The organism is Suipraeoptans intestinalis (genome assembly GCF_034091795.1).
In the GTDB taxonomy this organism is placed as follows: domain Bacteria; phylum Bacillota; class Clostridia; order Lachnospirales; family Lachnospiraceae; genus Suipraeoptans; species Suipraeoptans intestinalis.
This window is the reverse complement of record NZ_JAXFXH010000007.1, coordinates 34115-59051: the sequence shown is the minus strand read 5'-3', so window position 1 is coordinate 59051 and position 24937 is coordinate 34115. Positions and strand designations below refer to the sequence as shown.

Below are 24937 nucleotides of genomic sequence, written 5' to 3'. Positions count from 1 at the left end.
CACATGAATAAAATAAAGATTCAAAATCTGAACCTGCATTACGGGGAATTTCAGGCATTGAAACAGATCAATCTGGATGTGGAGGCCAATCGGATCACAGCCTTTATAGGGCCGTCAGGGTGTGGCAAATCCACCCTGTTAAAAACCCTGAACCGGATGAATGATCTGGTGGAGGGATGCCGGATCCGGGGGGAGGTACAGCTGGACGGCAAAAGCATTTTCCGGGATACGGACGTAAATCTTCTGCGAAAGCGGGTGGGAATGGTGTTTCAAAAGCCCAATCCGTTTCCTATGAGCATCTACGACAATGTAGCATATGGTCCCCGGACACATGGAGTCAGATCCAAAAGCAGACTGGACGCCATTGTGGAAAAATCCCTGCGGAATGCAGCGATCTGGGAGGAAACCAAGGACCGGCTGAAAAAAAGTGCACTGGGGCTTTCGGGAGGACAGCAGCAAAGAGTCTGCATCGCCAGGGCGCTTGCAGTGGAGCCGGAGGTTCTGCTGATGGATGAGCCTACGTCTGCTCTGGATCCCATCTCTACGGCCAGGATAGAAGACCTTGCAGTGGAACTGAAGAAGGACTATACTATTGTCATGGTTACCCATAATATGCAGCAGGCGCTTCGCATTTCGGACCATACAGCCTTCTTTCTGCTGGGAGAGATGATCGAGTACAAAGACACGGAAACCTTGTTTTCGATGCCTTCGGACAAACGAACAGAGGATTATATCACAGGGAGGTTTGGGTAAGATGAGAGACAGATTCGGAATGCAGCTAAAATACTTGAATGAGCAGTTGACCGACATGGGAGATCTGTGCGGATTTGCCATTGACAAAGCGGTCTGCGCACTTTGGGAAGGCGACTATCGGCAGGGCAGGAAGGCGATGGAGCTTGATGAAGAGATCTCGCAGATGGAAAAAGACATTGAAAGACTCTGCCTGAAGCTTTTGCTGCAGCAGCAGCCTGTAGCAAGAGATCTGCGGCAGATATCGGCGGCGCTGAAGATGGTAACGGACATGTCCCGCATCGGAAATCAGGCGGCGGATATCGGAGAGATCATTTTGTCCGGCCAGTTTACAGGGGCAGTGGACGTGGAGGGGATCCGGGAGATGGCAAAGAAGGCCGCCAAAATGGTAAATGACAGCGTTCGGGCCTATGTGACGAAGGACCTGGAGCTGTCCCGGAGAGTCATGGAGGCCGATGATGAGGTGGATGAGCTGTTTACCAGGAACAGGGAGCGGCTGGTGGAGCTGATCGCTGAAGAAAGAGGAGAAAACGGGGAATTTGCCGTGGATCTTCTGATGATCATAAAGTATCTGGAAAGGATCGCGGATCATGCTGTCAATATTTCCGCCTGGGTGGAGTTCTCCATTACCGGCGTACACCGGAACCCTAACGGATAAGGCGGGGGACATGGCCTGTGAAGCAGAAGGAGGAAGGCATGATTTTTTGTGTGGAGGATGACAGGAACATCCGGGAGCTTTTGGTCTATACCCTGGAAAGCACGGGGTTTCAGGCAACAGGATTTGAAAATGCGAAAACATTCAGAAAAGCTTTGGCAAAGGAACTGCCAGAGCTTGTTTTGCTTGATGTGATGCTGCCGGGAGAGGACGGATATTCCGTTTTGAGATGGCTGAAAACAGACGAGAGGTGGAGGGATATTCCGGTGATCATGGTAACGGCAAAGGGAGAGGAGTACGATAAGGTGGTCGGTCTGGATGCAGGGGCGGACGATTATATCACGAAGCCCTTCGGGATGATGGAACTGATCTCCAGGATCAGGGCAGTCCTGCGGCGGCTAACAAGAAGAGCAGAAAAGGAAGAACTCCTGCGGATCGGAAATCTGGAAGTGGATCGGAAAAAACATGAAGTAAGGCTGGAAGGAGAGGAAATTACCCTGACGCTGAAAGAGTATCAGCTTCTGGTACATCTGATGAGACAGCCGGATACGGTTCACACCAGGGAACAGCTTCTGGAATCCGTCTGGGGCTACGGGTTTTCAGGGGAGACCAGGACACTGGACGTACATATCCGGACATTGCGACAGAAGCTTCTGGGAGCAGGAGGTATGATAGAAACAGTACGGGGAGTGGGATATCGTATCAACAGTCGGAAGCAGACGGAGAGCTAGGGAAGAAGAAAAGAGGACAAAAGCATGAAGAAAAGGCTGCGCAAAAGCATGATACTGATCGTGTTTGTCACCCTTATCATCACCTGCGGCTGCACTACCTGGGTCATGTACCGCCAGACAATGGATGTCATACGAAAAGATATGGCACAGGAGGCGGCCTATATCAGACGGACGGTGGAGCTGTTTGGAACAGAGCATCTGCAGCAGATGGACCGGGTGGAGAGAAGGACCCGGGTGACATTGATCGATTCAGACGGAACGGTGCAGTATGATTCGCAGAAAAGCAGGGTAAAGGAAAACCATGCAGGCCGCAAAGAGGTGGTGGAAGCGAAGGCACACGGAGAGGGAACGGATGTAAGACGGTCCAGATCGCTGGGGAACGAGATGATGTACTACGCCGTTCTCCTGGAAAACGGGCAGATCCTGCGGGTTTCCAAAAATATGGACACGGTCCTGCAGACCTCCTTGAAGATCCTTCCGGCCATGGGAGCGGTAGGGGCCTTGATGTTTTTGGTGGCGGCAGCTCTGTCCCAGTGGCAGGTGAAAAAACTGATCCGGCCCATCAATCACATGGATCTGGAGCATCCGTTGGAAAATCAGATCTATGAGGAACTGGTGCCGCTTCTGGAAAGTCTGGATCGAAGGAACAAAGAAAAGGAAGAAGCAGAGAAGATCCGCAGAGAATTTTCGGCGAATGTGTCCCACGAACTGAAAACGCCCCTTACCTCTATTTCCGGCTACGCAGAGCTGATGGAGAGAGGGATGGTAAAAAAGGAAGACGTGGAGCGGTTTTCGGGCCGGATCTATCACGAGGCAAGACGGCTGATCACTCTGATCCACGACATGATGAAGCTGTCACATCTGGATGAAGGCGGCTCGGAGATGGAAAAAGAACCGGTGGATCTTATGGAGATCGCAAAGGAGACGGCAGAGAGACTGAAGCCTCTGGCAGACAGGAAGGGGATCACGCTGGAAGTCCTGGGGGAGACGGCAGCCTTTACAGGGATTCGGATGGTGCTGGAAGAAATGCTGTTTAATCTCTGTGAAAATGCCATCAAATACAACCGGGAAGGAGGCAGGGTGACCGTCCTGACAGGCAGCAGTGAGGAGGAACTGTTTCTACAGGTAAAGGATACAGGAATCGGAATACGGGAAGAAGATCAGGAAAGAGTCTTTGAACGGTTTTACCGGGTGGATAAAAGCAGATCCAAGGAAAGCGGAGGGACAGGACTTGGTCTGTCCATTGTGAAGCACGGAGCTTTGGTACACGAGGGGAGGATCTGTCTGCAGAGCCGGGAGGGGACAGGAACCCGGATCCGGATCACATTTCCAAAGAACAAATAATCAGGCCGAAGCTTGTGAAAAAGGATGAAGAAACGGCGCTTTTTCGGGGAATTTTTGGAAGTGCAACTTCCTGTGAACTGTGCTATAATGAGTGTGCTTTATGGGAAGTCCCATGTAACCGGAAGAAAAGTGATTATAGGAGTGTGAAGAAATGCAAAGTACCAGAAAGATAACGGAAGATATTGTATGGGTAGGAAGCAGTGATCGCAGACTTGAAAGATTTGAAAATTTATTTCCGATTCCCCGGGGGATCGCGTACAATGCGTATTTTATTGAGGATGAAAAGACGGTGCTGATGGACACGGTGGACGAGTCGGTGGCAAGGCAGCTTTACGAAAATGTAGATTACCTGTTGGATGGAAGACAGCTGGATTATCTGGTGGTCAATCATGTGGAGCCGGATCATTGTGCCGGGATCGTCGAGTTTCTGTCCCGTTTTCCGGATATGAAGGTGGTGGGAACAGCGAAAGCCATTCAGATCATCGGACAGTTCTATGAAGCGGATATGACGGAAAGGGCCGTTGCGGTGAAAGAAGGAGAAGAGCTGTCTCTGGGAAAACATACACTGCGGTTTTACATGGCGCCCATGGTACATTGGCCGGAAGTGATGATGACCTACGACGTAACGGACAAGACGCTGTTTTCTGCGGATGCTTTTGGCGCGTTCGGTGCATTCAGCGGCTCCATCTTTAACGATGAGATACGGTTTGAACGGGACTGGCTGGATGATGCGAGAAGATATTATGCAAACATTGTGGGAAAATATGGAATACAGGTGCAGAATGTGCTGAAAAAAGTGGCGCTACTGGAAGTGGAGAAGATCTGTCCTCTGCACGGCCCCATCTGGAGGAGCAATCTGGACTGGTTCATAGAGAAATATCAGGCATGGAGCAGTTACCGGCCGGAGGAAAAAGGAGTGGTCCTGATCTACGGATCTGTGTATGGCAATACGGAAAGGGCTGTGGATGCTCTGGCAGTCAGACTGGCGGACGCGGGAGTCTCCAACCTGGCAGTATACGACGTATCCTCCACACATGTGTCAGAACTGATCTCAGAGATCTTCCGCTGCAGCCACGTAGTATTAGCCAGCGCAACCTACAACGCAGGCATGTTCCCGCCAATGGAGAACCTCCTGACGGATATGAAAGCACTGGCGGTCAAGAACCGGAAGGTGGTTCTGATCGAGAACGGAAGCTGGGCGCTGTCTGCGGGAAAAGGTATGGCGAAAGAACTGGAGGAAATGAAAGAAATGACCGTACTGGGTGAAATGCTTTCGCTGAAATCGGTGCTTCCCAGACAAAGGGAAGAGGAACTTAATCAGGTGGTAGATCAGATCGTGAAGTCTCTGGCAGAATAAGGAGTGGCAGTATGTTTAAAATCAATGAAGACTATTTAAAGCTTCCGGGCAGCTATCTGTTTTCCAATATCGCAAAAAAAGTGGCGGCCTTTCAGGAACAGAATCCCAAGAAACAGATCATCCGCCTGGGAATCGGGGATGTGACACAGCCGCTGGCACCGGCTATCATCGAAAGCCTCCACCGGTCGGTGGACGAGATGGGGCATGCCGAGACCTTTCACGGGTATGCGCCGGATCTTGGCTATGAATTTTTAAGAAGCGTCATGGCAAAAGAAGACTATCAGTCTAGAGGCTGTGAAATCCGGGCAGATGAGATCTTTATTTCCGACGGAGCCAAATGCGACTCCGGGAATATTCAGGAGATTTTTGCAAAGAACAATAGGATTGCCGTGTGCGACCCGGTTTATCCGGTGTATGTGGACACCAACGTGATGGCAGGAAGAACGGGGATCTATGACCCGGACAGCCAGACCTGGAGCGACGTGATCTACATGCCCTGCACGGAGGAAAACGGATTTGCACCGTCCCTTCCCGATCAGGTGCCGGATATCATTTATCTTTGCTTCCCCAATAATCCGACAGGGGCGACTATTTCCAGAGAAGCGCTGCAGGAGTGGGTGGACTATGCCAACCGAAACGGATCCGTCATCATCTATGACGCGGCCTACGAGGCGTATATTTCGGAAGAAGGGGTTCCCCATACCATCTATGAGTGCCAGGGAGCCAGAACCTGTGCGATCGAGCTGAGAAGCTTCTCCAAGAATGCGGGATTTACGGGAGTGCGTCTGGGAGCCACCGTCATTCCGAAGGAGCTGAAATGCGGAGATACCACCCTGCATTCTCTTTGGGCGCGCAGACACGGCACCAAGTACAACGGAGCCCCCTATATCGTGCAGAGAGCAGGGGAGGCCGTGTATTCTCCGGAGGGGAAAGAACAGCTGAAAAAGCAGGTGGCCTACTATATGAACAATGCATCTGTGATCGAGACAGGCCTAAGAGAGGCAGGCTATCAGGTATCAGGAGGAGTGAATGCGCCTTACATCTGGCTGAAGACGCCGCAGGGAATGACTTCCTGGGAGTTTTTTGACTTCCTGTTGGAGAAGGCGAATGTGGTGGGAACGCCCGGTTCCGGATTTGGGCCCAGCGGAGAAGGGTATTTCCGGCTGACGGCCTTTGGAAGCTATGAAAACACGGTGGAAGCTATCAAAAGAATCCGACAAGCTTGATAATTTTTTTAAAATGTGCTAAACTTATCTCAGATAATTACTAGGAGACCAGGAGCGAAGTGATTATATAGGATCTACGGATCCTATATGTCCCTTTGCTCTTTTTGTGTCAGTGGGAAACCGCTGGGAGCAGAAGGAGAGAATGTCCATGAGACCAGAACAAATATTGGAAGTGATCGGAACAAATCCGATCATCACGGCTGTGAAAAACAGGGAAGGGTTGAAAACGTGTCTGGAAACAGAATCAGGCCTGGTGTTTATCCTGTTTGGAGATATCTGTACCATACCGGAGATCGTAGGAGAGGTCAAAGCAGCAGGGAAAATCCCCATTGTCCACCTGGATCTTCTGGGAGGGATCGGAAATAAGGAGATCGCAGTGGATTTTATGAGGGAGCAGACAGAGGCGGAGGGGATCATTTCCACCCGTCCCGCCCTTTTGAAGCGTGCAAAGGAACTGGGACTGTTTACGGTGCTGCGGGCATTTATTCTGGATTCGATGGCATTTACAAACATTCAAAAGCAGATCGACCACATCCGACCGGACTGTATCGAGATCCTGCCCGGCGTCATGCCGAAGATCACAAAGAGGATCGTGGAGGAGACGGAGATTCCGGTGATCTGCGGAGGGCTGATTGCAGACAAAGAGGACATTATGGGAGCGATTTCGGCGGGGGCGGTGGCAATCTCCTCCACCAATCAGGAAGTATGGACCCTCTGAGTAAGAGACAGAGACAGGGAAGAGACGGAAGTCAAGGAAACAGAAGTGGGAGAAGCTCACAGAAAGAGGAAAGACATGAAGGACGTAATTATTATAGGAGCCGGAGTATCGGGCTGCGCCATAGCGAGAGAGCTGTCAAGGTATGAGCTGTCTGTCTGTGTGATAGAAAAAGAAAGCGACGTGGGAGAGGGAACCAGCAAAGCCAACAGTGGGATCGTACACGGCGGGTTCGATGCAAAGCCGGGCTCTTTGAAGGCAAAGCTCAACGTGGAAGGCAACCGGATGATGGAGGAAATGGCCAAAAAACTGGATTTTCCCTTTCGGAGAAACGGTTCCCTGGTGATCTGTCATCGGGAGGAAGAGGTAGGCGCGCTGAAAAACCTGCTGGAGCAGGGCAAAGCCAATCGTGTGGAAGGGATGCGGCTTCTGGGAAGAGAAGAGGCGTTAAAGCTGGAACCGAATCTGTCGGGCGAGATCTATGCCGCCCTGCATATCCCCACGGGAGGAATCGTCTGCCCCTTTGGAATGAACATTGCCTACGCGGAAAATGCGGCGGAAAACGGGGTGGAATTTCTACTGGAAACAGAAGTGCTGGCCATCCGACCGCTGGAAACAGGGTATCTCATACAGACAGATCAGAAAGATCTGGAAACCAGATGTGTGGTCAATGCGGCAGGGGTATATGCCGACGTGTTCCACAATATGGTCAGCGCACAGAAGATCCACATCACGCCCAGAAAAGGAGAATACTGCCTCATGGACAAAGAGGTGGGCGGTCTGGTAGATCACACCATTTTCCAGCTTCCCACAGAAAAGGGGAAAGGGGTGCTGGTAACGCCGACGGTACACGGGAATCTGCTAGTAGGTCCCACTGCGGTGGATATTGAGGAAAAAGAGGGGACCTTTACGACAGCCGAGGGGCTGAAGGAAGTCTTGGAAAAAAGCGGAAGATCGGTAAGATCGGTGCCAAAAAGAAAGATCATCACATCTTTTGCAGGGCTGCGGGCGCATGAGGATGGGGGAGAATTTGTGATCGGGGAAGTCCCGGATGCAGAAGGCTTTATTGACGTGGCGGGGATTGAATCTCCGGGACTTTCCTCCGCGCCGGCCATTGGAGTTTACGTAAAAGATCTGCTGGTAAAGAAGCTGCTGCCGGAACCAAAGCAACAGTTTATCGAGACCAGAAAAGATATCCTGCGTTTTATGGAGTTGTCAGAGGAAGAGAAACATGCCGTCATGCAGAAGGAGCCGGCCTATGGAACCATGGTATGCCGGTGCGAGCAGGTGACGGAAGGAGAGGTTCTGGACGCCATCCGAAGACCTTTGGGAGCAAGGACTCTGGATGGGATCAAGCGGCGGACCAGGGCGGAGATGGGGCGGTGCCAGGCAGGCTTTTGCACGCCAAAGCTGATGGAGCTGTTAGCCAGAGAATTACAGATAGAACTGAAAGAGGTAAGAAAGAGCGGAAGGAGAAAGCGGCATGAAGCAATATGATCTGGTGATTATAGGCGGCGGACCGGCGGGGCTGGCGGCGGCGGTCGCAGCCAGAGAAAAAGGGATACAGGACATTCTTCTTCTGGAGCGAGAGGAAAAGCTGGGAGGGATTCTGAATCAATGTATTCACAATGGGTTCGGGCTGCACACCTTTCAGGAAGAACTGACGGGGCCGGAGTATGCCCATCGGTTTGTGCAGCAGCTAAAAGAAGCGAAGATCCCGTTTTTGACAGAAACCATGGTTCTTGCGGTGACGCCGGAAAAGCAAATCACCTTCCTGAACCGCCAGGGGATCCGGACGATTCAGGCAAGGGCGGTCATACTGGCTATGGGATGCCGGGAACGGCCAAGGGGAGCCCTAAACATTCCGGGGTATCGTCCGCAGGGAATCTACTCGGCGGGGACAGCCCAGAAGCTGGTAAATATAGACGGATATCTTCCCGGTAGGGAAGTGGTGATTCTGGGATCCGGAGATATCGGGCTGATCATGGCCAGGCGGATGACTCTGGAAGGGGCGAAAGTAAAGGTGGTGGCAGAGCTGATGCCCTATTCCGGCGGACTAAAGAGAAATATTGTCCAGTGTCTGGACGACTTCGACATTCCCTTGAAGCTTAGCCACACCGTGGTCAACGTCAAAGGGAAGGAACGGCTGGAGAGCGTGACCATTGCGCAGGTAGACGCAGAAGGGACCGTCATAGAAGGGACGCAGGAAGAATATGCCTGTGATACGCTCCTTCTTTCCTGCGGCCTGATCCCGGAAAATGAACTGAGCCTCCAGATGGGAGTGAAGATCAACCCCGTGACCAACGGGCCGGTGGTGGATGAAAGCCTGGAAAGTAACGTAGAAGGCGTGTTTGCCTGCGGGAATGTATTACATGTACATGATCTGGTGGACTTTGTGTCGGAGGAGGCAAGGCAGGCAGGAGAAAGTGCGGCAGCCTATCTGTTGGGAAACCGGGCGGAAGAAGGAGGTTCCATTGAAATCGAGGGAGAAAACGGCGTTCGCTATACCGTGCCGTCTACCCTGGATCCACAGCGTATGGGAGAACGTGTCAAGATACGGTTTCGTGTAGACGGAGTGTACCGGGACTGCAGTATCGGCATCTACTTTGATGAAACCTGTATTTCCCGCAGAAAAAGACAGATCATGACGCCGGGAGAAATGGAAGAGGTACAAATTGGAAAGAAACAGTTGGAAGAACAGGGAAATGTTGGTAAAATAAGAATTACCCTGGAAACAGCAGAAGGGACGGGAGAGTTTTGATGGAAATCAGACAACTGACATGTATTTGCTGCCCCATGGGCTGCAGTCTGCAGGTACGGCAAAAGGACGGCGGTGTGGAAGTTGCAGGAAACCGCTGCAGACGCGGAGCTGTCTATGGAGAGAAAGAAGTCACCAATCCTGTGCGGACTGTCACCACTACCGTGCGCCTGAAAGGGGGCGGAGTCGTTCCGGTCAAGACCAGGGGAGAGATTCCCAAAGGGAAGATGATGGAGATCGTAAAGGAGCTGAAAGCGCTGGAAGTCAAAGGGCCGGTGCATATCGGAGAAACAGTGCTGGAAGACGCGGCAGGAACGGGAGTGCCTGTGGTGGCGACGGCGTGTGGATAAACGGGCGTGAAAGGGGAAAGGATTCATGAAAAAATATGTGATGGCGTTGGATCAGGGGACGACCAGTTCCAGATGTATTTTATTTGACAGGCAGGGGACTATCTGCAGTATGGCACAGAAGGAATTTGAACAGATTTATCCCAGGGCAGGATGGGTAGAACATGATCCCATGGAGATCTGGGCTTCACAGCTGGCGGTAGTGGTGGAAGCTATCAGCAAGATCGGAGCCGGGGCAGAAGAGATCGCCGCCATCGGGATCACAAACCAGAGGGAGACGACGGTCGTCTGGAACCGCCACACGGGAGTGCCGGTGCACAATGCTATTGTATGGCAGTGCAGAAGGACTTCCGACAGGATCGAACAGCTAAAGAGAGATGGGCTGGCGGATTATGTCCACAAGACTACCGGACTGATACCGGATGCGTATTTCAGCGCGTCAAAAGTGGCGTGGATCCTGGATCACGTGGAGGGAGCCAGAGAAGAGGCAGAAGCAGGCAATCTGATGTTTGGGACCATCGACACCTGGCTGATCTGGAACCTTACTAAAGGCACTGTCCATGTAACGGATTACACCAATGCTTCCCGAACCATGATGTATGACATTCATCGTCTTTGCTGGGATCAGAAGCTGTTGGATTATTTTGGGATCCCGGCATCTATGCTTCCCAAAGTACGGCCCTCCAGCCATCTCTATGGATATACGGAAGCCAGTGTGTTTGGCGGAAGCGTTCCCATCACAGGAGCGGCGGGAGACCAGCAGGCAGCCCTGTTTGGCCAGTGTTGCTTTACGGCGGGAGAAGTGAAGAATACTTATGGGACAGGCTGTTTTCTTTTGATGAATACGGGAGAAAAGGCGGTGGCGTCGGAAAACGGACTTTTGACGACGATAGCAGCCAGTGCAGATGGACAGGTGCAGTACGCTCTGGAAGGAAGTGTGTTTGTGGCAGGAGCGGGGATCCAATGGCTGCGGGATGAGATGCGGATGCTGAAAAACGCCCAGCAGTCGGAGGAATATGCGGAATCGGTGGAGGATACCAACGGCGTCTATGTGGTTCCGGCATTTACCGGCATGGGGGCGCCTTACTGGAGCCAGCGGGCAAGAGGGATGGTCGTAGGCCTTACCAGGGGATGCAAAAAAGAGCATTTCATCCGTGCAACGCTGGAGGCTATGGCCTATCAGACTAACGACATCTTAAAAGTGATGGAGCAGGAGTCCCAGGCGCCCATCCGTAGCCTCAAGGTAGACGGAGGAGCCAGCAGAAATAATTTCCTGATCCAGTTTCAGTCGGATATTTTAGGCGTGGAAGTACAAAGACCGGAGTGTGTGGAAACGACAGCTTTGGGCGCTGCCTATCTGGCAGGGATCGCCGTGGGGGTCTGGAAGGACAGGGAAGAGGTATGCGCCAATTTTGCCGTTTCCAGAAAATTTTCTCCCAACATGGAAGAAGAGACACGCAGCGAGAAGCTAAAAGGCTGGAGGCGGGCAGTCGCCTGTGCTTTGGCCTGGGCAGAGGACGGGAGTGAAGACGAGTAATATCCGGAAGCTCACGAAGCAGCAAACCGCTGCTCAGGGTTGCTGTTTTGGCAAAGATTCGCTTGAAAACCTATAAATGTTGTAAAAACAACGGAATAAACTCCTCCTGTAAGGTATGCTAAAGCGGCAGGCTGCAGCAGAGCGCTGCAGCCGGGCGACCGGCATCCTTCTGGGAGGAATTTATTTGTCCGAAAAGAGGAAGCCCTGCCGGATCGAAAGAGAAAGCATTGTGCGGTCGGGAAAGAGACGTTTTCCCGGCAAAGAAGATGAAAAAGGAGAAAACATAATGAGCGCAGTATTAGGACCCATCCATTATTGGTTATACGAAAAAATTCAATGGCAGGAAGAACTGCTGTCTGCCATAAAAAAAGAAGCAGAGCAGGCGGGATGGCTGGAAGCCTCCGGCGAGACAGTCTTAGGAGCGGAAGAGGAAAAACCGCTGGAAGAGCTGATTGATCCGGGCAATATCCACGGATGGCTGCAAGAAAGGATCCGGGATTCAGAAACGCGGTATGCAAAGCTGGCAGGAGAGCTGTTGAAAGAAGAACCGGATCGGATCCGGAAATTAGAAGAAATCGCGTTTGCTTTTGGGAAAAAACATGCCCTTTCCGGGGAAGCGACGGCCGAGGAGGCTTACAGGCAGTTTGAAAACTGTTTGTTGAACGGGATGCCCTGCGACAGAGTGAACCGGTTGGTGAAAAAGGAAGAAGAGTGTATCGTGTGGGAAGAAACCAAAGATCTGCACAAAGAATACTGGATCCGGGAAGAGGCGGATCCTCAGATCTATCGCCGACTGAGACAGCAGATCATGGCAGGGATCTTGTGGGAGACAGGCTATCAGGTATCCGGAGACGGAAAAATCTATGAGATCAGGAAACAGGGAAAATAGAAAAAAGGATCATCTGAAAAAGGAGAAAGAAACATGAGCGGAAATGAGACAACGAAAGGCTACAGCATTGAGATTTTGATAGAGGAGCATGAAAATATTACCCGTATGCTGCAGGTACTACGGACCATGTGCAGGAGGATCCTGGAAGGGGGAGAAGTGGTCACAGAAGATTTTCGGGAGGGGATCTCTTTCATTCGTAATTATGCGGATCGCCATCACCATGGAAAGGAAGAAAAATTTTTGTTTCCTGAGATGACGGTACATCTGGGAGGACCGGCACAGAAGCTGATCACTCACGGAATGCTGGTGGAGCATGACCTGGGGCGGGGACATGTGCTGGCACTGGAGACGGCTCTGACAGATTATGAAAAGGAGCCGACGGCGGACCATAAGCTGGACATTTTGGCGGGAGCGATGGCATATGTGAATCTGCTGACGGGACATATCGACAAAGAAAATCAGGTGGTTTTTACATTTGCCCAGCGTCAGCTTCCCGGGGAAGTGCTGGAAGAAGTGGATCAGGCATGTAGAGCCTATGAGAAAGAAGAAAAAAACAAAGAGGTTCGGGAATCCTACCTGGCGCTTCTGAAGCGACTGGAGGAAGCTTATCCGCTGACAGAGAAGATCTGATACGGAAACATGGCAGAAACCGGCAGTGACAAAGAGGCAGGGAAGGTGGCAAAAGGAGCTGGGTAAAAGCCGGCAGAGAAAGGGAAAGCAACAGGGAAACATCCCAAAAAGGGAACAAAAAACAGTAGAAGAAAAGCCGAAAGAATCCAGCCTCTGAAAAGAGGATCTGTCGCCAAAATAATCCGTTTTGGCGGCGGAACTCCTTCAAAGCGCAGTCTTTCGGCTTTTGATATGATAGACCCTTCCTTTAAAAATTTCCGGCGATCAGATCTTCCAGAGAAATCTGATAAAAAAAGTCATGAGTCATGACGTTGAATTTTTTCCACAGGGGCAAAGTGATGCAGCTTTCGCTTCGGGGACATTCTTCCGCACCGGGCATCAGACATGCCACAGGGGCAAAGGATCCCTCCGTCAGTTCAATGATCTCTCCTATTTTGTATTCCTTTGGCGGACGGACCAGGGTATAGCCGCCGCCCCGCCCGCGGAGACCTTTCAGCATATCGGCAGCCACCAGTTTTTTTAAGATGCTTTCCAGATATTTTTCTGAAATACTTTGGCGAAGAGCAATGTCCTTCAGAGGGATATACCCCTGTCCTTCGTGCAAAGCAAGGTCGATCATAACGCGCAGTGCATATCTGGCTTTTGTTGAAATCATCGGGTCACCTCCAGTCACATATGTGGTTGCTGTGGCTACATTATACTGGGAGTTTTTAAAAAAATCAATATAACCGTGTAAACAGATTAATAAAGTATGACATATAATTCACAGAAAAACAAAAAGAATCATAGAAAAAGATGAGGCAGTATCTCACGCCGCGGCAGAAGAAAAACCTGTGCTGCGCCGGGAAAAGTCCGCTATGACAGCAGGAAAAAGCTACTCTTACAGGGAAGAAGAAATTACCCTTGCAGCAGGAAAAATCCACCGTTGGCACGGGAGGAAGAGTGTAGTATGATGGAAAAAACAAATAAACAGAAAGAGTGGAACAGATAATGTTAGATCAATTTTCAAGAACGCGGCTATTACTGGGAGAAGAGGCCATGGAGCGGCTGAAGCGTGCCAGAGTCGCAATATTCGGAATAGGAGGAGTGGGCGGATTTGCCTGCGAAGCCCTGGTACGCAGCGGAATAGGAACCTTCGACCTGATCGATGATGATAAGGTCTGCCTGACGAACCTGAACCGCCAGATCATCGCCACAAGAAACACGGTAGGAAGATACAAGGTAGAAGTCATGAAAGAGCGGATCCTGGAGATCAATCCGGATGCGAAGGTCAACACCCACCGCTGTTTTTTTCTTCCGGAAACGGCGGAGGAATTTCCCTTTGAAGAATACGATTATGTGATCGATGCGGTAGATACCGTTACGGCGAAGATCGAAATCGTGCTGCAGGCGCAGAAGAAGCAGGTTCCGGTCATCAGCAGCATGGGAGCAGGAAACAAGCTGGATGCGTCCGGATTTCAGGTTGCGGATCTGTATAAGACCAGGATGTGCCCGCTGGCAAAAGTCATGCGCAGAGAGCTGAAAAAAAGAGGGGTAAAGAAGCTGAAGGTGGTATATTCGGAAGAAAAACCCAGACGCCCTCTGGAGGATCTGTCTGCCAGCTGTCGGACAGGCTGTATCTGCCCGCCGGGGGCAGTTCACAAGTGCACTGCCAGAAGGGATATTCCGGGAAGCGTAGGCTTCGTGCCTTCGGTGGCAGGGCTGATTCTGGCGGGAGAAGTTGTCCGGGATCTGACCGGGATCTGACAGAGATTTGTTCGAGATCTGACGGGAATTTCACCGGCAGCCGACTGCCAAAACGTGAAATGCTGTGAAAGAGATAGGAGGCTGGCTATAATTTTTTCTTATAACCAGATATGTTTTTTGTGTATTGGACAGATAAAACCCTATCGTGCTAGTATGCCTGTAAGCATTCAAACAAAGAAAATGGAGGAAGACGACATGGCAGATATCAGAGATTCAAAAAACTGGGGATTTGAGACGAGACAGTTACACATAGGACAGGAACAGGCAGATCCGACAACGGATGCAAGGGCAGTGCCCATCTATGCGAGCACCTCTTACGTGTTCCATGATGCACAGCATGCGGCAGACCGGTTTGCCCTGAAGGACGCAGGCAATATCTACGGAAGGCTGACAAACCCTACACAGGGAGTATTTGAGGAGAGGATCGCTTCCCTGGAGGGAGGAGTGGCGGCGCTGGCAGTTGCTTCCGGAGCGGCAGCTATCGCCTACACCTTTCAGGCGCTGGCAAAGGCGGGAGAACATATTGTGGCTTCCAAGACGATCTACGGAGGCACATACAACCTGCTGGCACATACGCTGCCACTGAACAACGGGATTACCACTACATTTGTGGATCCGGAAGAGGAAGGCGCTTTTGAGGCGGCCATCCGGGAAAACACCAAGGCGATCTTTGTGGAATCCCTGGGAAACCCGCACTCCAATCTGGTGGACCTGGAAGAACTGGCAGAGATCGCCCACAGGCATCAGCTTCCGCTGGTAGTGGATTCTACCTTTGCCACGCCCTATCTGATCCGTCCGATCGAACATGGAGCAGACATTGTGGTGCATTCGGCGACCAAGTTTATCGGAGGGCACGGAACGGCCATTGGCGGCGTGATCGTGGACGGAGGCAGGTTCAACTGGAAAGAAGCAGGAGCGTATCCCTGGATCACAGAACCCAATCCCAGCTATCATGGCGTGTCCTTTACCGATGCAGCGGGAGCGGCGGCTTTTGTCACATACATTCGTGCAGTGATCCTGAGAGACACAGGCGCTACCCTTTCTCCCTTCCATGCATTTTTGTTTTTGCAGGGATTAGAAACCTTATCTCTCAGAGTGGAGCGCCACGTCAGCAACGCACTGAAGATCGTAGAGTATCTGGAGCAGCATCCGCAGGTAGAGGCGGTGCATCATCCGTCTCTGGAAAGGGAGCCAAGCCATGCGCTTTATAAAAAGTATCTGCCAAACGGCGGCGGTTCTATTTTTACCTTTGAGATCAAGGGGGATGAAGAAACGGCCAAGAATTTTATAGACAATCTTGCCATCTTTTCCCTGCTGGCGAATGTGGCGGATGTGAAGTCCCTGGTGATCCATCCCACTACGACGACCCACAGCCAGTGTACGGCAGAGGAGTTGGAGGAACAGGGCATCAAGCCTACGACGATCCGTCTTTCCATCGGGATCGAACGGGTGGAAGATCTGCTTGCTGCGCTGGAAGCTGCCTTTGAAGCGGTCAGATAGAGGAGCAGAAAGTATCAAAAAGTACGGAAAAGTCAATACATACAGCTAAATCAATACATAGAGCTAAATCAATACACACAACTAAATCAATACATAGAGCTGTCCGGAAAGCGCTTTTTTCTTCGGGAGAAAAGCAGATGCAGCCGGATTGTCAGGCGGGAGGAAGTGGATTCACTTCCTCCTGTTTACTTCTTGTAACATTTTATTTTTTTCAGGGGAAATTTGAGGGAAAAATTCATGCAGTATTTCGCAAATTAATGCTTTAAACCGAAAAAGTATTGTGCTATACTAGTAGGCATCAACAGAAACATCTGAAAGAACAAAAAAGATAAAGGGAGGAAAAGGCTATGATTTGGGCGAAAGAAGAGTGTATGCCAAGAAACGAACTGGAAGCGATCCAGGAACAGCGACTGAAGGAAACGGTGGCATATATTTATGAGAAAGTACAGCCTTACCGGAAAAAAATGCAGGAGGCAGGCGTCAGCCCGGAAGACATCAAAAGTCTGAAGGATCTCAGCCGGCTGCCCTTTACTTATAAAGCGGATTTCAGAGAACACTACCCCCTGGGACTGTTTGCCGTTACGCCGAAAGAAATGGTGCGATTTCATGCAAGCTCAGGAACGACAGGAAAGCCTACGGTGGTGGGATACACGAAGAAGGATCTGGACATTTGGCTGAACAACGTGGCCAGGATCGCATGCATGGGAGGAGCGACCTCGGAGGATGTGGCACAGATCGCCTTTGGTTACGGGACTTTTACCGGGGCGCTGGGACTGCATGGAGGGCTGGAGACCATAGGGGCGACGGTGATCCCCATGTCTTCCGGGAATACGAAAAAACAGATCATGTTTATGCAGGATATGGGGACGACGCTTCTGGTGGCGACTCCCTCCTATGCGCTGCATCTGGGAGAAGAAATTCGGGCGAACGGGATGGATCCGGAGAAAGACTTAAAGGTACGCATCGGGCTTTTTGGAGGCGAAGGAATGACGGAACCCATGCGAGACGAGATGCACAAGGTGTGGGGAGAGAGCTTTCTTTGCACACAGAATTATGGAATGAGCGAGCTTTGCGGACCGGGAGTGGCCGGAGAATGTGAGGAGCTTTGCGGAATGCATATCAACGAGGACTGGTTTATTCCGGAGATCATCGATCCGAAAACGGGAGAGGTCCTGCCTCCGGGAGAAGAAGGAGAGCTGGTGGTGACCTGTCTGGGAAAAGAGGCGCTTCCGCTGATCCGGTACCGCACAGGAGATCTGACCCGGCTGTTTTATGAGCCGTGTAAATGTGGAAGAACGACCGTCAGGATGGAAAATCTGTCCGGACGTGCAGACGATATGCTGGTGATCCGGGGAGTCAATGTCTTCCCCACCCAGATAGAAGAGGTACTGTTCCAGATTCCGGAGATCGGCCCACACTACGAGATCGTGGTGGAAAGAAAGAACCGCCTGGATGTGATGAGCATACGGGTGGAACTGGTGGATGACAGGCTTTTGGACAGCTACGGAAAGTTAAGCGAGCTGGAACAGAGGATCAAAAAAGGACTGAAGGCCCAGTTGGGACTGGCAACACAGATCAAGCTGGTGGCGCCCTACTCCCTGCAGAGATTTGAGGGCAAGGCAAAGAGAGTCACGGATTTACGAAAGGATGGGTTATAAAATGGCGGAGAATACGAAGGTGATCATGTTGGGAAACGAGGCGATCGCAAGAGGCGCCTATGAAGCAGGAGTGGGAGTGTCGGCGGCGTACCCGGGAACTCCCAGTACGGAGATCAGTGAATACCTGGTACAATATAAAGACAGCCTGTACTGCGAATGGTCGCCCAACGAGAAGGTGGCGGCAGAGGTAGCCATCGGGGCGTCTGTAGTGGGAGCCAGAGCCATGGCCTGTATGAAACATGTGGGATTTAATGTGGCGGCAGATCCGGCTTACACGGTGTCCTATATGGGAGTCAATGGAGGTCTGGTTTTTGTGGTGGCGGATGATCCGGGACTTTACAGCTCCCAGAATGAGCAGGATACTCGTATGGTGGCACGGGCGGCAAAGCTTCCGGTGCTGGAGCCCTCCGACAGCAGGGAGGCCAAGGAATTTATGAAGGAGGCTTTTGCGCTAAGTGAGCAGTTTGACAGACCCTTTGTTTTCCGGATCACTACCAGGCTGGCCCATTCCCAGGGGATCGTAGAGCTGGAAGAACCCCAAGAAGCCGCCAGGAAGGCCTATGAGAAAAATATCCGAAAAACAGTGATGATGCCGGGCAATGCCAAGCTTCGCCATACGGAAATCGAAAAAAGCATGGCAGAACTGGCAGAAGCGGCGAATACACTGCCCATTAACCGGATGGAGCTTCGGGACAGGAGGATCGGAGTCATTACCAGCGGAATTCCCTACCAGTATGTGCGGGAAGCGCTGCCTCAGGCTTCTGTCCTGAAGCTGGGAATGGTAAATCCTCTTCCGGAAAAACTGATCCGGGAGTTTGCTTCCAAGGTAGAAACACTTTATATCGTGGAAGAATTGGATCCGGTGATGGAAACGCAGATAAGAGCCTGGGGAATCCCGGCAGTAGGAAAAGAGATCTTTACCGTGGAGGGCGAATACAGCGCCAATCTGCTGAGAAAAGCGATCCTGAAGGAAACCCGGGAGGAAAAGAAGGCGGCTGTAGTGTCCATGCGTCCGCCTATCCTATGTCCGGGATGTCCCCACAGAAGTGTGTACCATGTGGTGAAAAAACTAAAGCTGCATGTGGCGGGAGACATTGGATGCTATACACTGGGGGCGGTGGCGCCCTTAAGCGTGGTGGATACTACTATTTGTATGGGAGCCAGCATTTCCAGCCTGCACGGAATGGAAAAGGCGAGGGGAAAAGACTACGTAAAACACTGGGTTGCCGCCATCGGGGATTCCACCTTCCTTCACACAGGCATCAATTCCCTGATGAACATGGTATACAATAAAGCGACCGGAACGGTGCTGATCATGGACAATTCTACCACGGGAATGACAGGCCATCAGGATCATGCGGCTACAGGAAAGACCCTGCAGGGAGAGGAAACGGAAGCGGTAGATCTGAAACAGCTTTGCAAGGCGGTCGGAGTCCGTCATGTGACGGAAGTCAATGCGCTGGACATTGACCGTCTGGAGCAGGTGCTGAAAGAAGAGGTGGAACGGGAAGAGGTGTCCGTGATCATTACCAAAACCCCCTGCGTCCTTCTGATCAAAGGGAAAAAGCCACTGTATGAAGTGGAGCGGGAAAAATGTAAAAAATGCGGAATGTGCCTGAAACCGGGCTGTCCTGCCATGACGAAGGATGAAGAAGGAATCGTAAAGATCGACGATACACTGTGTACCGGATGCAGCCTCTGTGAAAAACTGTGCAAATTTGGGGCGATCCGTCTGACGGAAGAGGGGGGAAGATAATGGCAGCAAATATTATGATCGTGGGAGTAGGAGGTCAGGGCACGCTTTTAACCAGCCGGATCCTGGGAGGACTTGCCATAGAGGCCGGATATGATGTAAAGCTTTCGGAAGTGCATGGAATGGCACAAAGAGGCGGGAGCGTGGTAACCTTTGTCCGGTATGGGGAAGAAGTAGCAGAACCCATCGTAGAGGAAGGACAGACAGATGTGATCATTGCCTTTGAACGGATGGAGGCTCTCCGGTATTCCCATTTCCTGAAAAAAGACGGGGCGCTGATCGTAAATGACTGGCGGATTGACCCCATGCCGGTATTGATCGGAGCAGAGACCTACCCGGAAAATATCATAGAGGAACTGGAAAAGCAGCACCGGGTGTATCGGATCAATGCCACGGAGGAAGCAAAAAAACTGGGAAACCCCAAGGTGTTTAATCTGATCGTACTGGGAATGGCGGCAAGACAGATGGAGTTTACCAAAGAGCAGTGGTATCATATTATTGAAAAGACGGTTCCGCCTAAAACGGTAGAACTGAATAAACAGGCATTTGAAGCCGGATACGGAAGGTAGAAGGGAAAGGAGAGCGCCGATATGATGAAGCAATTGTCGGTATTTGTGGAAAACAAGCCGGGAAGTCTGAAGGATGTTACGTCCCGGTTAAAAGAAGCAGGAGTGAACATTCGTGCGGTTGCAAGCTTTGACACGCCGGAGTTTGGCATCCTCAGGCTGGTGGTGGATCATCCGGAGGAGGCGAAGGCCTATCTGACCCAGAAGGGATTTGTAGTGCGGATCCATCGGGTGATCGGAGTGGAGCTTGTGGACAGGCAGGGCAATCTGAATGAGATGCTGTCTTTTTTGGCAGAGAATGAGATCAACCTGAATTATATCTATTCCTTTGTGATCCGGGATGGAAAGACGCCGGTCATGGTGTTCCATACCGATGAGCATGACAGAGCGGAGAAAATTTTGAAGGAAAAAGGAATTCACATCATAGAACAGGAGTAAGGCATGGCGAAGGTAAGTTTGGAACAGTGGACAGAGCGGATCCGTACACCTGAGATCGAGTGCATGGATCCGGAACAGATGAGAAAGTTGCAAAGCGAAAGGCTCATCAATCAGGTAGAAAGAGTCTATAAGAATGTGGCGTTCTACCGCAAAAAGATGCAGGATATGGGAGTAGAGCCGGGGGATATCAAGGGAATCGAAGATATTGGCAAGCTGCCGTTTACTACCAAGGAGGATCTAAGAGATCAGTATCCCTTCGGACTTCTGGCGGTTCCGCAAAACGAGATCGTCCGGGTGCAGGGAACTTCCGGTACGACAGGCAAGCTGACCCTGGCCTCTTATACACAAAAGGACGTGGATGTCTGGGGAGAATGTGTGGCAAGAGCTTTGACCATGGCAGGGCTGACCCGGGAGGATCGTATCCATATCTGCTATGGATACGGGTTGTTTACGGGAGGGATCGGTCTGGATATGGGAGCGAGGGCGCTGGGCGCCATGGCAATTCCCATGTCTTCGGGCAACACCCAGAGGCAGATGATGTGCATGGAAGATTTTGGAGCAACAGCGTTTGCCTGTACGCCTTCTTACGCGCTGTATCTGGCAGAGGCCATCCGGGAGGCAGGTCTGCAGGATCGGCTGAAGCTGAAAGTAGGGATCAACGGCGCAGAACCCTGGACGGAGGAAATGCGCCATACCATCGAAGAAATGCTGGGAGTCAACTGTTTTGATATTTACGGATTATGCGAGATCACCGGACCGGGCGTGGCAATGGACTGTATCCATCATAAGGGACTTCATGTCTATGAAGACTACTTCTATCCGGAGGTGCTAAACCCTGTCGATCATACTCCCTGTAGAGACAAAGAAACAGGGGAGCTGGTATTTACAACGCTGGCGAAGGAGGGAATGCCGCTTCTTCGTTATCGGACAAAGGATCTGACCAGTATTCATCGGGAGGCCTGCGAGTGCGGAAGAACCCTTCCCAGGATCCAGAAATTTACCGGAAGAACAGACGATATGAAAGTGATCCGGGGAGTCAATGTCTTCCCGACCCAGGTGGAAACGGCGCTTTTGTCCATTGGAAGCGGAGTGGCGCCCCACTATCTGATGATCGTAGACCGGGAAAACAATCTGGACGTGCTGACGGTTATGGTGGAAGTGGATGAAGCCTATTTTTCAGATGAGATCCGGAAGCTGGATGCGCTGAAACAAAAGGTGGGAGCCGTGCTGAAGCAGGCGCTGGGCGTATCTGTCCGTGTCAGACTGGTAGAGCCCAGAACGATCCAGAGAAGCGAGGGAAAAGCGAAAAGAGTCATTGACAACCGAAATCTTTAAGGGGCGGTGCCCAAAGGAATGTCATGCAGAAGTGACAGGAAGGAGGCAGAGGATGGAAAACAGTTTGGTAAAGCAGTTGTCGGTGTTCCTGGAAAACAGAGAGGGAAGACTGGAAGAGGTACTGGATATCCTGGCAAAGCACCAGGTCAATATAGTGGCGCTCAGTCTGGCGGATACGGAGGATTACGGGATGCTCCGCATGATTGTATCGGATCCGGAGACAGGGAAAAAGGCGCTGAAAGAAGCAGGGATCACCTCCATGCTTACAGAAGTGGTGGCGCTTCGTGTACCTCATGCGACAGGCTCTCTGGCAAAGGCGATTCACAGACTGGTGGACAATCAGATCAATATTGAATACATGTATGCTTTCGCAAATGGCGGAGATGCGGCGGCTGTGATGAAGAGTGACCACCCGCAGAAAGCGGTGTCTGTGCTGCAGGAGGGAGGATTTACCGTCTATCAGGCAGGGGAAGCCTACAAGGCAAATCAGTAGGAGTTTCAAGGCGGCCGGGAGAAGGTTTCTGTATACACATCAAATCTGAAGCCGAAATGAAACCGGTAAATCAAAAGACTTCAAAGAGGACTTAAACATCCGTGTTTAGGTCCTTTTGTCGTTGACAGCGCCTTTCACAAAGAATAAAGTGGAGTCAGATAAAAAATGAAAGCCATGAAGAAAGTAAGGATAACTACAGAATATTTAAAAACAGAAAAGATTTATGCTACGATAGTTTGGGGTCCATAAAGGATCAAAAAAGTATGATTTTGAGGGAATGGATTTATATATCGCGATTAAAGCTGTGATTGAAAGAGATAGGAGGCAATCATTGATGGAGAATATTTTGTATAGAAATGACAGAACAGTAATATGTCCTAAGTATAAGAATCCAAAAGAACATAGACACCTTGCAAAACACATAATAATTTCCACAGAGGAGATGAAGTGCACATTAAATGGGGAAATAGTGATTTCGAAATCTCTTATTATCCAATCTAATGTGAAGCACTCCATAATAAGAGACATGGATGCTGTTATGTTGGTTTTTTTAATTGATGATACTTCTGATCTGGCAAAGCTGATAGACAATACTTGCTTGAGAAAAAAATCATTTACTAAATTAGATACTGATCTGGAGCAGGATCTTATTGAGTATATCCTAGATAAAGGAAAGCTCGCTTTAATAGATGACTATCTAATGAAAAGACTGGGATATGAAAAAATAACACATAAATCATACGATGAAAGAATTGTTTTTGCATTGGATTTTATAGAAAGTTCCAAAGTCATAGAAAAAGATATATACGAGAGAATGGCGAAAAAAGTGTATTTAAGTAAGAGTAGGTTTCTACACTTGTTTAAGGAAGAGATGGGAATAGATTTGAAGAGCTATTTGTTTATTAAGAAATTAGAGAAGGTTTGTGAGAATGTCATAAGCAAGAAGAAAGGAATCACAGAAGCCGCTATAGAGACAGGATTTTCAAGTTCATCCCATTTTGCGGATGCTTGTTTGAAGGCTTTCGGTATATCGTTATCCGAATTTCTGAAAGCGCAAGAAATAGCGCTTTAATAGAAGTTACTTTGAAAACCATGTTCTATAATTATTTTAGGAGGTGGTTTTTTGAAATTTAATGTAGGTTTATATCAATTAAATGATAATGTGAATTATAATTTTCAGCTAAACAGACTTATTAATTGGGATGGAGGAGATTTATATGAGATAAAAAGCATATCAGAAAAGATAAAGACAAACCTGGATTGGAAAAATGAATTAATTAAATTAGCCGACAAAGCATTAAAAGAGGAAAGAATTAAAAATGCCATAGCTTATTATCGTATGAGTGAATTTTTTATGGCAGATAGCGATGCGGATAAACTGAGGTATTATAAAAAAGCGAAAGACTTATTCTATGGATATTACGATGAATTTTTTAAAGGTGGAAACGTAGTAAGAAAATATGTTCCGTTTGAAAATATGAAACTTCCGGTTCTTTATGCAAAAAGTGAAAATGAGAAAAAAGGTACGATAATATTCCACGGGGGAAATGATAGTTATCTTGAAGAATTGTTTTTTCCGATGCTATATTTTTCCAAATATGGATACGATGTGTATTTGTTTGAAGGGCCGGGACAGGGCGGAGTGTTAAGAGAACAGGGTATTAAATTTACTTATAGGTGGGAGTTGCCGGTAGGTGCTTTGTTAGATTATTTCGGATTGGAAGATGTGATAATAGTGGGAGTATCCTTAGGTGGGATGTTGGCACCGCGTGCCGCTGCATTTGAGAAAAGAATAAAGAAAATTGTGGCATGGTCTATTTTTCCGAATTTTTTGGATGTAGCCTTATATGATTTGAACAGGAGCCTGAAAATATTTTTTAAGTTTCTTCTAAAGATCAAGGGGAAACATTTAATAAACTATGCGATAAGTAAAAGAATGAAAAAGGATGTTTTTTATAGATGGGTATTTGAACATGGGATGTATGCCTATGGTGCAAAAAGTCCTTATGACTACATAAACAAACTAAACGATTTCCAAATAACTAATATCGCAGATCGGATCGATCAGGATATCTTAATTCTTCATGGAATGAGGGATCACTTTATTGATTGGCATCTGTATAAAGATGAAATTGACAATCTGGTTCATGCAAAATCCATAAGTTTGCGATTGTTTACTGAGAAAGAAGAAGCATCAGACCACTGCCAATGTGGAAATACGAAACTAGCATTAGATACGATTTTGAAATGGTTAATGTAAATAGAAGGAAAACAGACTCTTTTGAATGAGAAATTTCTTTGCGACCAGTGCTCCCAAAGATAAGAAAGAAATATTCACTATTTGCGCCAGTAAGCCTACAATGATTTTTACAAAAAGCCGATTCGTAAAACGCCTGATGGTGACTGATATGAGAAGAATTTTAAGAATAGGAACCAATATGAAAATCAGTTGAAACAAACCATATATTGTGCTATCATGTACAGGCAAAACAATAAATAGTAGATATGG

Annotated in this window: 24 protein-coding genes; 23 read left to right on the top strand and 1 reads right to left on the bottom strand. The window is 49.6% G+C overall.

Annotated elements, in window-relative coordinates; all coding sequences use genetic code 11:
- The first annotated feature begins 3 nt into the window (after positions 1–3).
- The 13 genes from pstB to SOW26_RS02150 all read left to right on the top strand — a co-directional run bounded on the left by pstB (position 4) and on the right by SOW26_RS02150 (position 12939).
- Positions 4–753, top strand: coding sequence for a phosphate ABC transporter ATP-binding protein PstB (gene pstB / locus SOW26_RS02210; RefSeq protein ID WP_276959723.1), 750 nt, complete (start codon positions 4–6; stop codon positions 751–753).
- A 1-nt stretch (position 754) separates the two neighbouring features.
- Positions 755–1408, top strand: a complete 654-nt coding sequence (phoU, locus tag SOW26_RS02205) for a phosphate signaling complex protein PhoU (RefSeq protein WP_154476336.1) — start codon at positions 755–757, stop codon at positions 1406–1408.
- Between the two features lie 38 nt (positions 1409–1446).
- Complete coding sequence (locus tag SOW26_RS02200; RefSeq protein ID WP_276959722.1) at positions 1447–2136, top strand: response regulator; 690 nt, start codon at positions 1447–1449, stop codon at positions 2134–2136.
- A gap of 24 nt (positions 2137–2160) precedes the next feature.
- Positions 2161–3480: a sensor histidine kinase gene (locus SOW26_RS02195; protein ID WP_320651814.1), complete on the top strand. Its 1320-nt coding sequence runs from the start codon at positions 2161–2163 to the stop codon at positions 3478–3480.
- Between the two features lie 151 nt (positions 3481–3631).
- Positions 3632–4837 carry an FprA family A-type flavoprotein gene (locus tag SOW26_RS02190; protein WP_154476331.1) on the top strand — a complete coding sequence of 402 codons (1206 nt, stop codon included), beginning with the start codon at positions 3632–3634 and terminating at the stop codon, positions 4835–4837.
- Between the two features lie 11 nt (positions 4838–4848).
- Positions 4849–6063, top strand: coding sequence for an LL-diaminopimelate aminotransferase (locus tag SOW26_RS02185; RefSeq protein ID WP_154476329.1), 1215 nt, complete (start codon positions 4849–4851; stop codon positions 6061–6063).
- 148 nt (positions 6064–6211) lie between these two features.
- On the top strand, positions 6212–6781 hold the full coding sequence (locus SOW26_RS02180; protein ID WP_276959716.1) for a glycerol-3-phosphate responsive antiterminator: 570 nt from the start codon (positions 6212–6214) through the stop codon (positions 6779–6781).
- A 75-nt stretch (positions 6782–6856) separates the two neighbouring features.
- Positions 6857–8275 (top strand): NAD(P)/FAD-dependent oxidoreductase, encoded by a 1419-nt coding sequence (locus tag SOW26_RS02175; protein ID WP_276959714.1) that lies wholly within the window; start codon positions 6857–6859, stop codon positions 8273–8275.
- Positions 8262–9539 (top strand): NAD(P)/FAD-dependent oxidoreductase, encoded by a 1278-nt coding sequence (locus SOW26_RS02170; RefSeq protein WP_320651813.1) that lies wholly within the window; start codon positions 8262–8264, stop codon positions 9537–9539. Before SOW26_RS02175 ends, SOW26_RS02170 begins: the two co-directional genes overlap by 14 nt.
- Positions 9539–9886 carry a DUF1667 domain-containing protein gene (locus SOW26_RS02165; protein ID WP_276959711.1) on the top strand — a complete coding sequence of 116 codons (348 nt, stop codon included), beginning with the start codon at positions 9539–9541 and terminating at the stop codon, positions 9884–9886. Before SOW26_RS02170 ends, SOW26_RS02165 begins: the two co-directional genes overlap by 1 nt.
- A gap of 25 nt (positions 9887–9911) precedes the next feature.
- The gene (gene glpK / locus SOW26_RS02160; protein WP_276959709.1) at positions 9912–11420 is read left to right on the top strand and encodes a glycerol kinase GlpK; all 1509 of its coding nucleotides are present in this window, start codon (positions 9912–9914) and stop codon (positions 11418–11420) included.
- Between the two features lie 286 nt (positions 11421–11706).
- Entirely contained in the window at positions 11707–12309 is a 603-nt protein-coding gene (locus SOW26_RS02155; protein ID WP_320651812.1) for a hypothetical protein, read from the top strand.
- 33 nt (positions 12310–12342) lie between these two features.
- Complete coding sequence (locus tag SOW26_RS02150) at positions 12343–12939, top strand: hemerythrin domain-containing protein (protein WP_154476303.1); 597 nt, start codon at positions 12343–12345, stop codon at positions 12937–12939.
- A gap of 247 nt (positions 12940–13186) precedes the next feature.
- Here the strand turns inward: SOW26_RS02150 and SOW26_RS02145 are convergent, their stop codons facing one another.
- Positions 13187–13594 (bottom strand): RrF2 family transcriptional regulator, encoded by a 408-nt coding sequence (locus SOW26_RS02145; RefSeq protein ID WP_320651811.1) that lies wholly within the window; start codon positions 13592–13594, stop codon positions 13187–13189.
- 335 nt (positions 13595–13929) lie between these two features.
- Between SOW26_RS02145 and SOW26_RS02140 the strand changes: the two genes are divergently transcribed.
- The 10 genes from SOW26_RS02140 (at position 13930) to SOW26_RS02095 (ending at position 24688) form a co-directional block, all read left to right on the top strand.
- On the top strand, positions 13930–14685 hold the full coding sequence (locus SOW26_RS02140) for a tRNA threonylcarbamoyladenosine dehydratase (protein WP_276959701.1): 756 nt from the start codon (positions 13930–13932) through the stop codon (positions 14683–14685).
- Between the two features lie 195 nt (positions 14686–14880).
- Entirely contained in the window at positions 14881–16185 is a 1305-nt protein-coding gene (locus SOW26_RS02135) for an O-acetylhomoserine aminocarboxypropyltransferase/cysteine synthase family protein (RefSeq protein ID WP_154476297.1), read from the top strand.
- A gap of 347 nt (positions 16186–16532) precedes the next feature.
- On the top strand, positions 16533–17843 hold the full coding sequence (locus SOW26_RS02130) for a phenylacetate--CoA ligase family protein (RefSeq protein WP_320651810.1): 1311 nt from the start codon (positions 16533–16535) through the stop codon (positions 17841–17843).
- A gap of 1 nt (position 17844) precedes the next feature.
- The gene (gene iorA, locus SOW26_RS02125) at positions 17845–19599 is read left to right on the top strand and encodes an indolepyruvate ferredoxin oxidoreductase subunit alpha (RefSeq protein WP_276959697.1); all 1755 of its coding nucleotides are present in this window, start codon (positions 17845–17847) and stop codon (positions 19597–19599) included.
- Positions 19599–20165, top strand: a complete 567-nt coding sequence (locus SOW26_RS02120; RefSeq protein WP_330683592.1) for an indolepyruvate oxidoreductase subunit beta — start codon at positions 19599–19601, stop codon at positions 20163–20165. Before iorA ends, SOW26_RS02120 begins: the two co-directional genes overlap by 1 nt.
- Before the next feature lie 21 nt (positions 20166–20186).
- The gene (locus tag SOW26_RS02115; RefSeq protein ID WP_276959695.1) at positions 20187–20600 is read left to right on the top strand and encodes an ACT domain-containing protein; all 414 of its coding nucleotides are present in this window, start codon (positions 20187–20189) and stop codon (positions 20598–20600) included.
- A gap of 3 nt (positions 20601–20603) precedes the next feature.
- Positions 20604–21935, top strand: coding sequence for a phenylacetate--CoA ligase family protein (locus SOW26_RS02110; protein WP_154476287.1), 1332 nt, complete (start codon positions 20604–20606; stop codon positions 21933–21935).
- 52 nt (positions 21936–21987) lie between these two features.
- A complete protein-coding gene (locus SOW26_RS02105) occupies positions 21988–22428 on the top strand; it encodes an ACT domain-containing protein (protein WP_276959692.1) in 441 nt (146 codons plus the stop codon).
- A 334-nt stretch (positions 22429–22762) separates the two neighbouring features.
- A complete protein-coding gene (locus SOW26_RS02100) occupies positions 22763–23500 on the top strand; it encodes an AraC family transcriptional regulator (protein ID WP_276959797.1) in 738 nt (245 codons plus the stop codon).
- A 51-nt stretch (positions 23501–23551) separates the two neighbouring features.
- The gene (locus tag SOW26_RS02095; protein WP_276959690.1) at positions 23552–24688 is read left to right on the top strand and encodes an alpha/beta fold hydrolase; all 1137 of its coding nucleotides are present in this window, start codon (positions 23552–23554) and stop codon (positions 24686–24688) included.
- Positions 24689–24937 lie beyond the last annotated feature (249 nt).

Coding starts and splice junctions, on each gene's coding strand:
- SOW26_RS02130 (WP_320651810.1), top strand. CDS start 16,533: ATGATTTGGGCGAAAGAAGAGTGTATGCCAAGAAACGAACTGGAAGCG.
- glpK (WP_276959709.1), top strand. CDS start 9,912: ATGAAAAAATATGTGATGGCGTTGGATCAGGGGACGACCAGTTCCAGA.
- SOW26_RS02140 (WP_276959701.1), top strand. CDS start 13,930: ATGTTAGATCAATTTTCAAGAACGCGGCTATTACTGGGAGAAGAGGCC.
- SOW26_RS02200 (WP_276959722.1), top strand. CDS start 1,447: ATGATTTTTTGTGTGGAGGATGACAGGAACATCCGGGAGCTTTTGGTC.
- SOW26_RS02150 (WP_154476303.1), top strand. CDS start 12,343: ATGAGCGGAAATGAGACAACGAAAGGCTACAGCATTGAGATTTTGATA.
- SOW26_RS02110 (WP_154476287.1), top strand. CDS start 20,604: ATGGCGAAGGTAAGTTTGGAACAGTGGACAGAGCGGATCCGTACACCT.
- SOW26_RS02185 (WP_154476329.1), top strand. CDS start 4,849: ATGTTTAAAATCAATGAAGACTATTTAAAGCTTCCGGGCAGCTATCTG.
- SOW26_RS02175 (WP_276959714.1), top strand. CDS start 6,857: ATGAAGGACGTAATTATTATAGGAGCCGGAGTATCGGGCTGCGCCATA.
- SOW26_RS02190 (WP_154476331.1), top strand. CDS start 3,632: ATGCAAAGTACCAGAAAGATAACGGAAGATATTGTATGGGTAGGAAGC.
- SOW26_RS02155 (WP_320651812.1), top strand. CDS start 11,707: ATGAGCGCAGTATTAGGACCCATCCATTATTGGTTATACGAAAAAATT.
- SOW26_RS02105 (WP_276959692.1), top strand. CDS start 21,988: ATGGAAAACAGTTTGGTAAAGCAGTTGTCGGTGTTCCTGGAAAACAGA.
- SOW26_RS02195 (WP_320651814.1), top strand. CDS start 2,161: ATGAAGAAAAGGCTGCGCAAAAGCATGATACTGATCGTGTTTGTCACC.
- SOW26_RS02145 (WP_320651811.1), bottom strand. CDS start 13,594: ATGATTTCAACAAAAGCCAGATATGCACTGCGCGTTATGATCGACCTT.
- SOW26_RS02100 (WP_276959797.1), top strand. CDS start 22,763: ATGGAGAATATTTTGTATAGAAATGACAGAACAGTAATATGTCCTAAG.
- phoU (WP_154476336.1), top strand. CDS start 755: ATGAGAGACAGATTCGGAATGCAGCTAAAATACTTGAATGAGCAGTTG.
- iorA (WP_276959697.1), top strand. CDS start 17,845: ATGGCGGAGAATACGAAGGTGATCATGTTGGGAAACGAGGCGATCGCA.
- pstB (WP_276959723.1), top strand. CDS start 4: ATGAATAAAATAAAGATTCAAAATCTGAACCTGCATTACGGGGAATTT.
- SOW26_RS02120 (WP_330683592.1), top strand. CDS start 19,599: ATGGCAGCAAATATTATGATCGTGGGAGTAGGAGGTCAGGGCACGCTT.
- SOW26_RS02135 (WP_154476297.1), top strand. CDS start 14,881: ATGGCAGATATCAGAGATTCAAAAAACTGGGGATTTGAGACGAGACAG.
- SOW26_RS02180 (WP_276959716.1), top strand. CDS start 6,212: ATGAGACCAGAACAAATATTGGAAGTGATCGGAACAAATCCGATCATC.
- SOW26_RS02115 (WP_276959695.1), top strand. CDS start 20,187: ATGATGAAGCAATTGTCGGTATTTGTGGAAAACAAGCCGGGAAGTCTG.
- SOW26_RS02165 (WP_276959711.1), top strand. CDS start 9,539: ATGGAAATCAGACAACTGACATGTATTTGCTGCCCCATGGGCTGCAGT.
- SOW26_RS02170 (WP_320651813.1), top strand. CDS start 8,262: ATGAAGCAATATGATCTGGTGATTATAGGCGGCGGACCGGCGGGGCTG.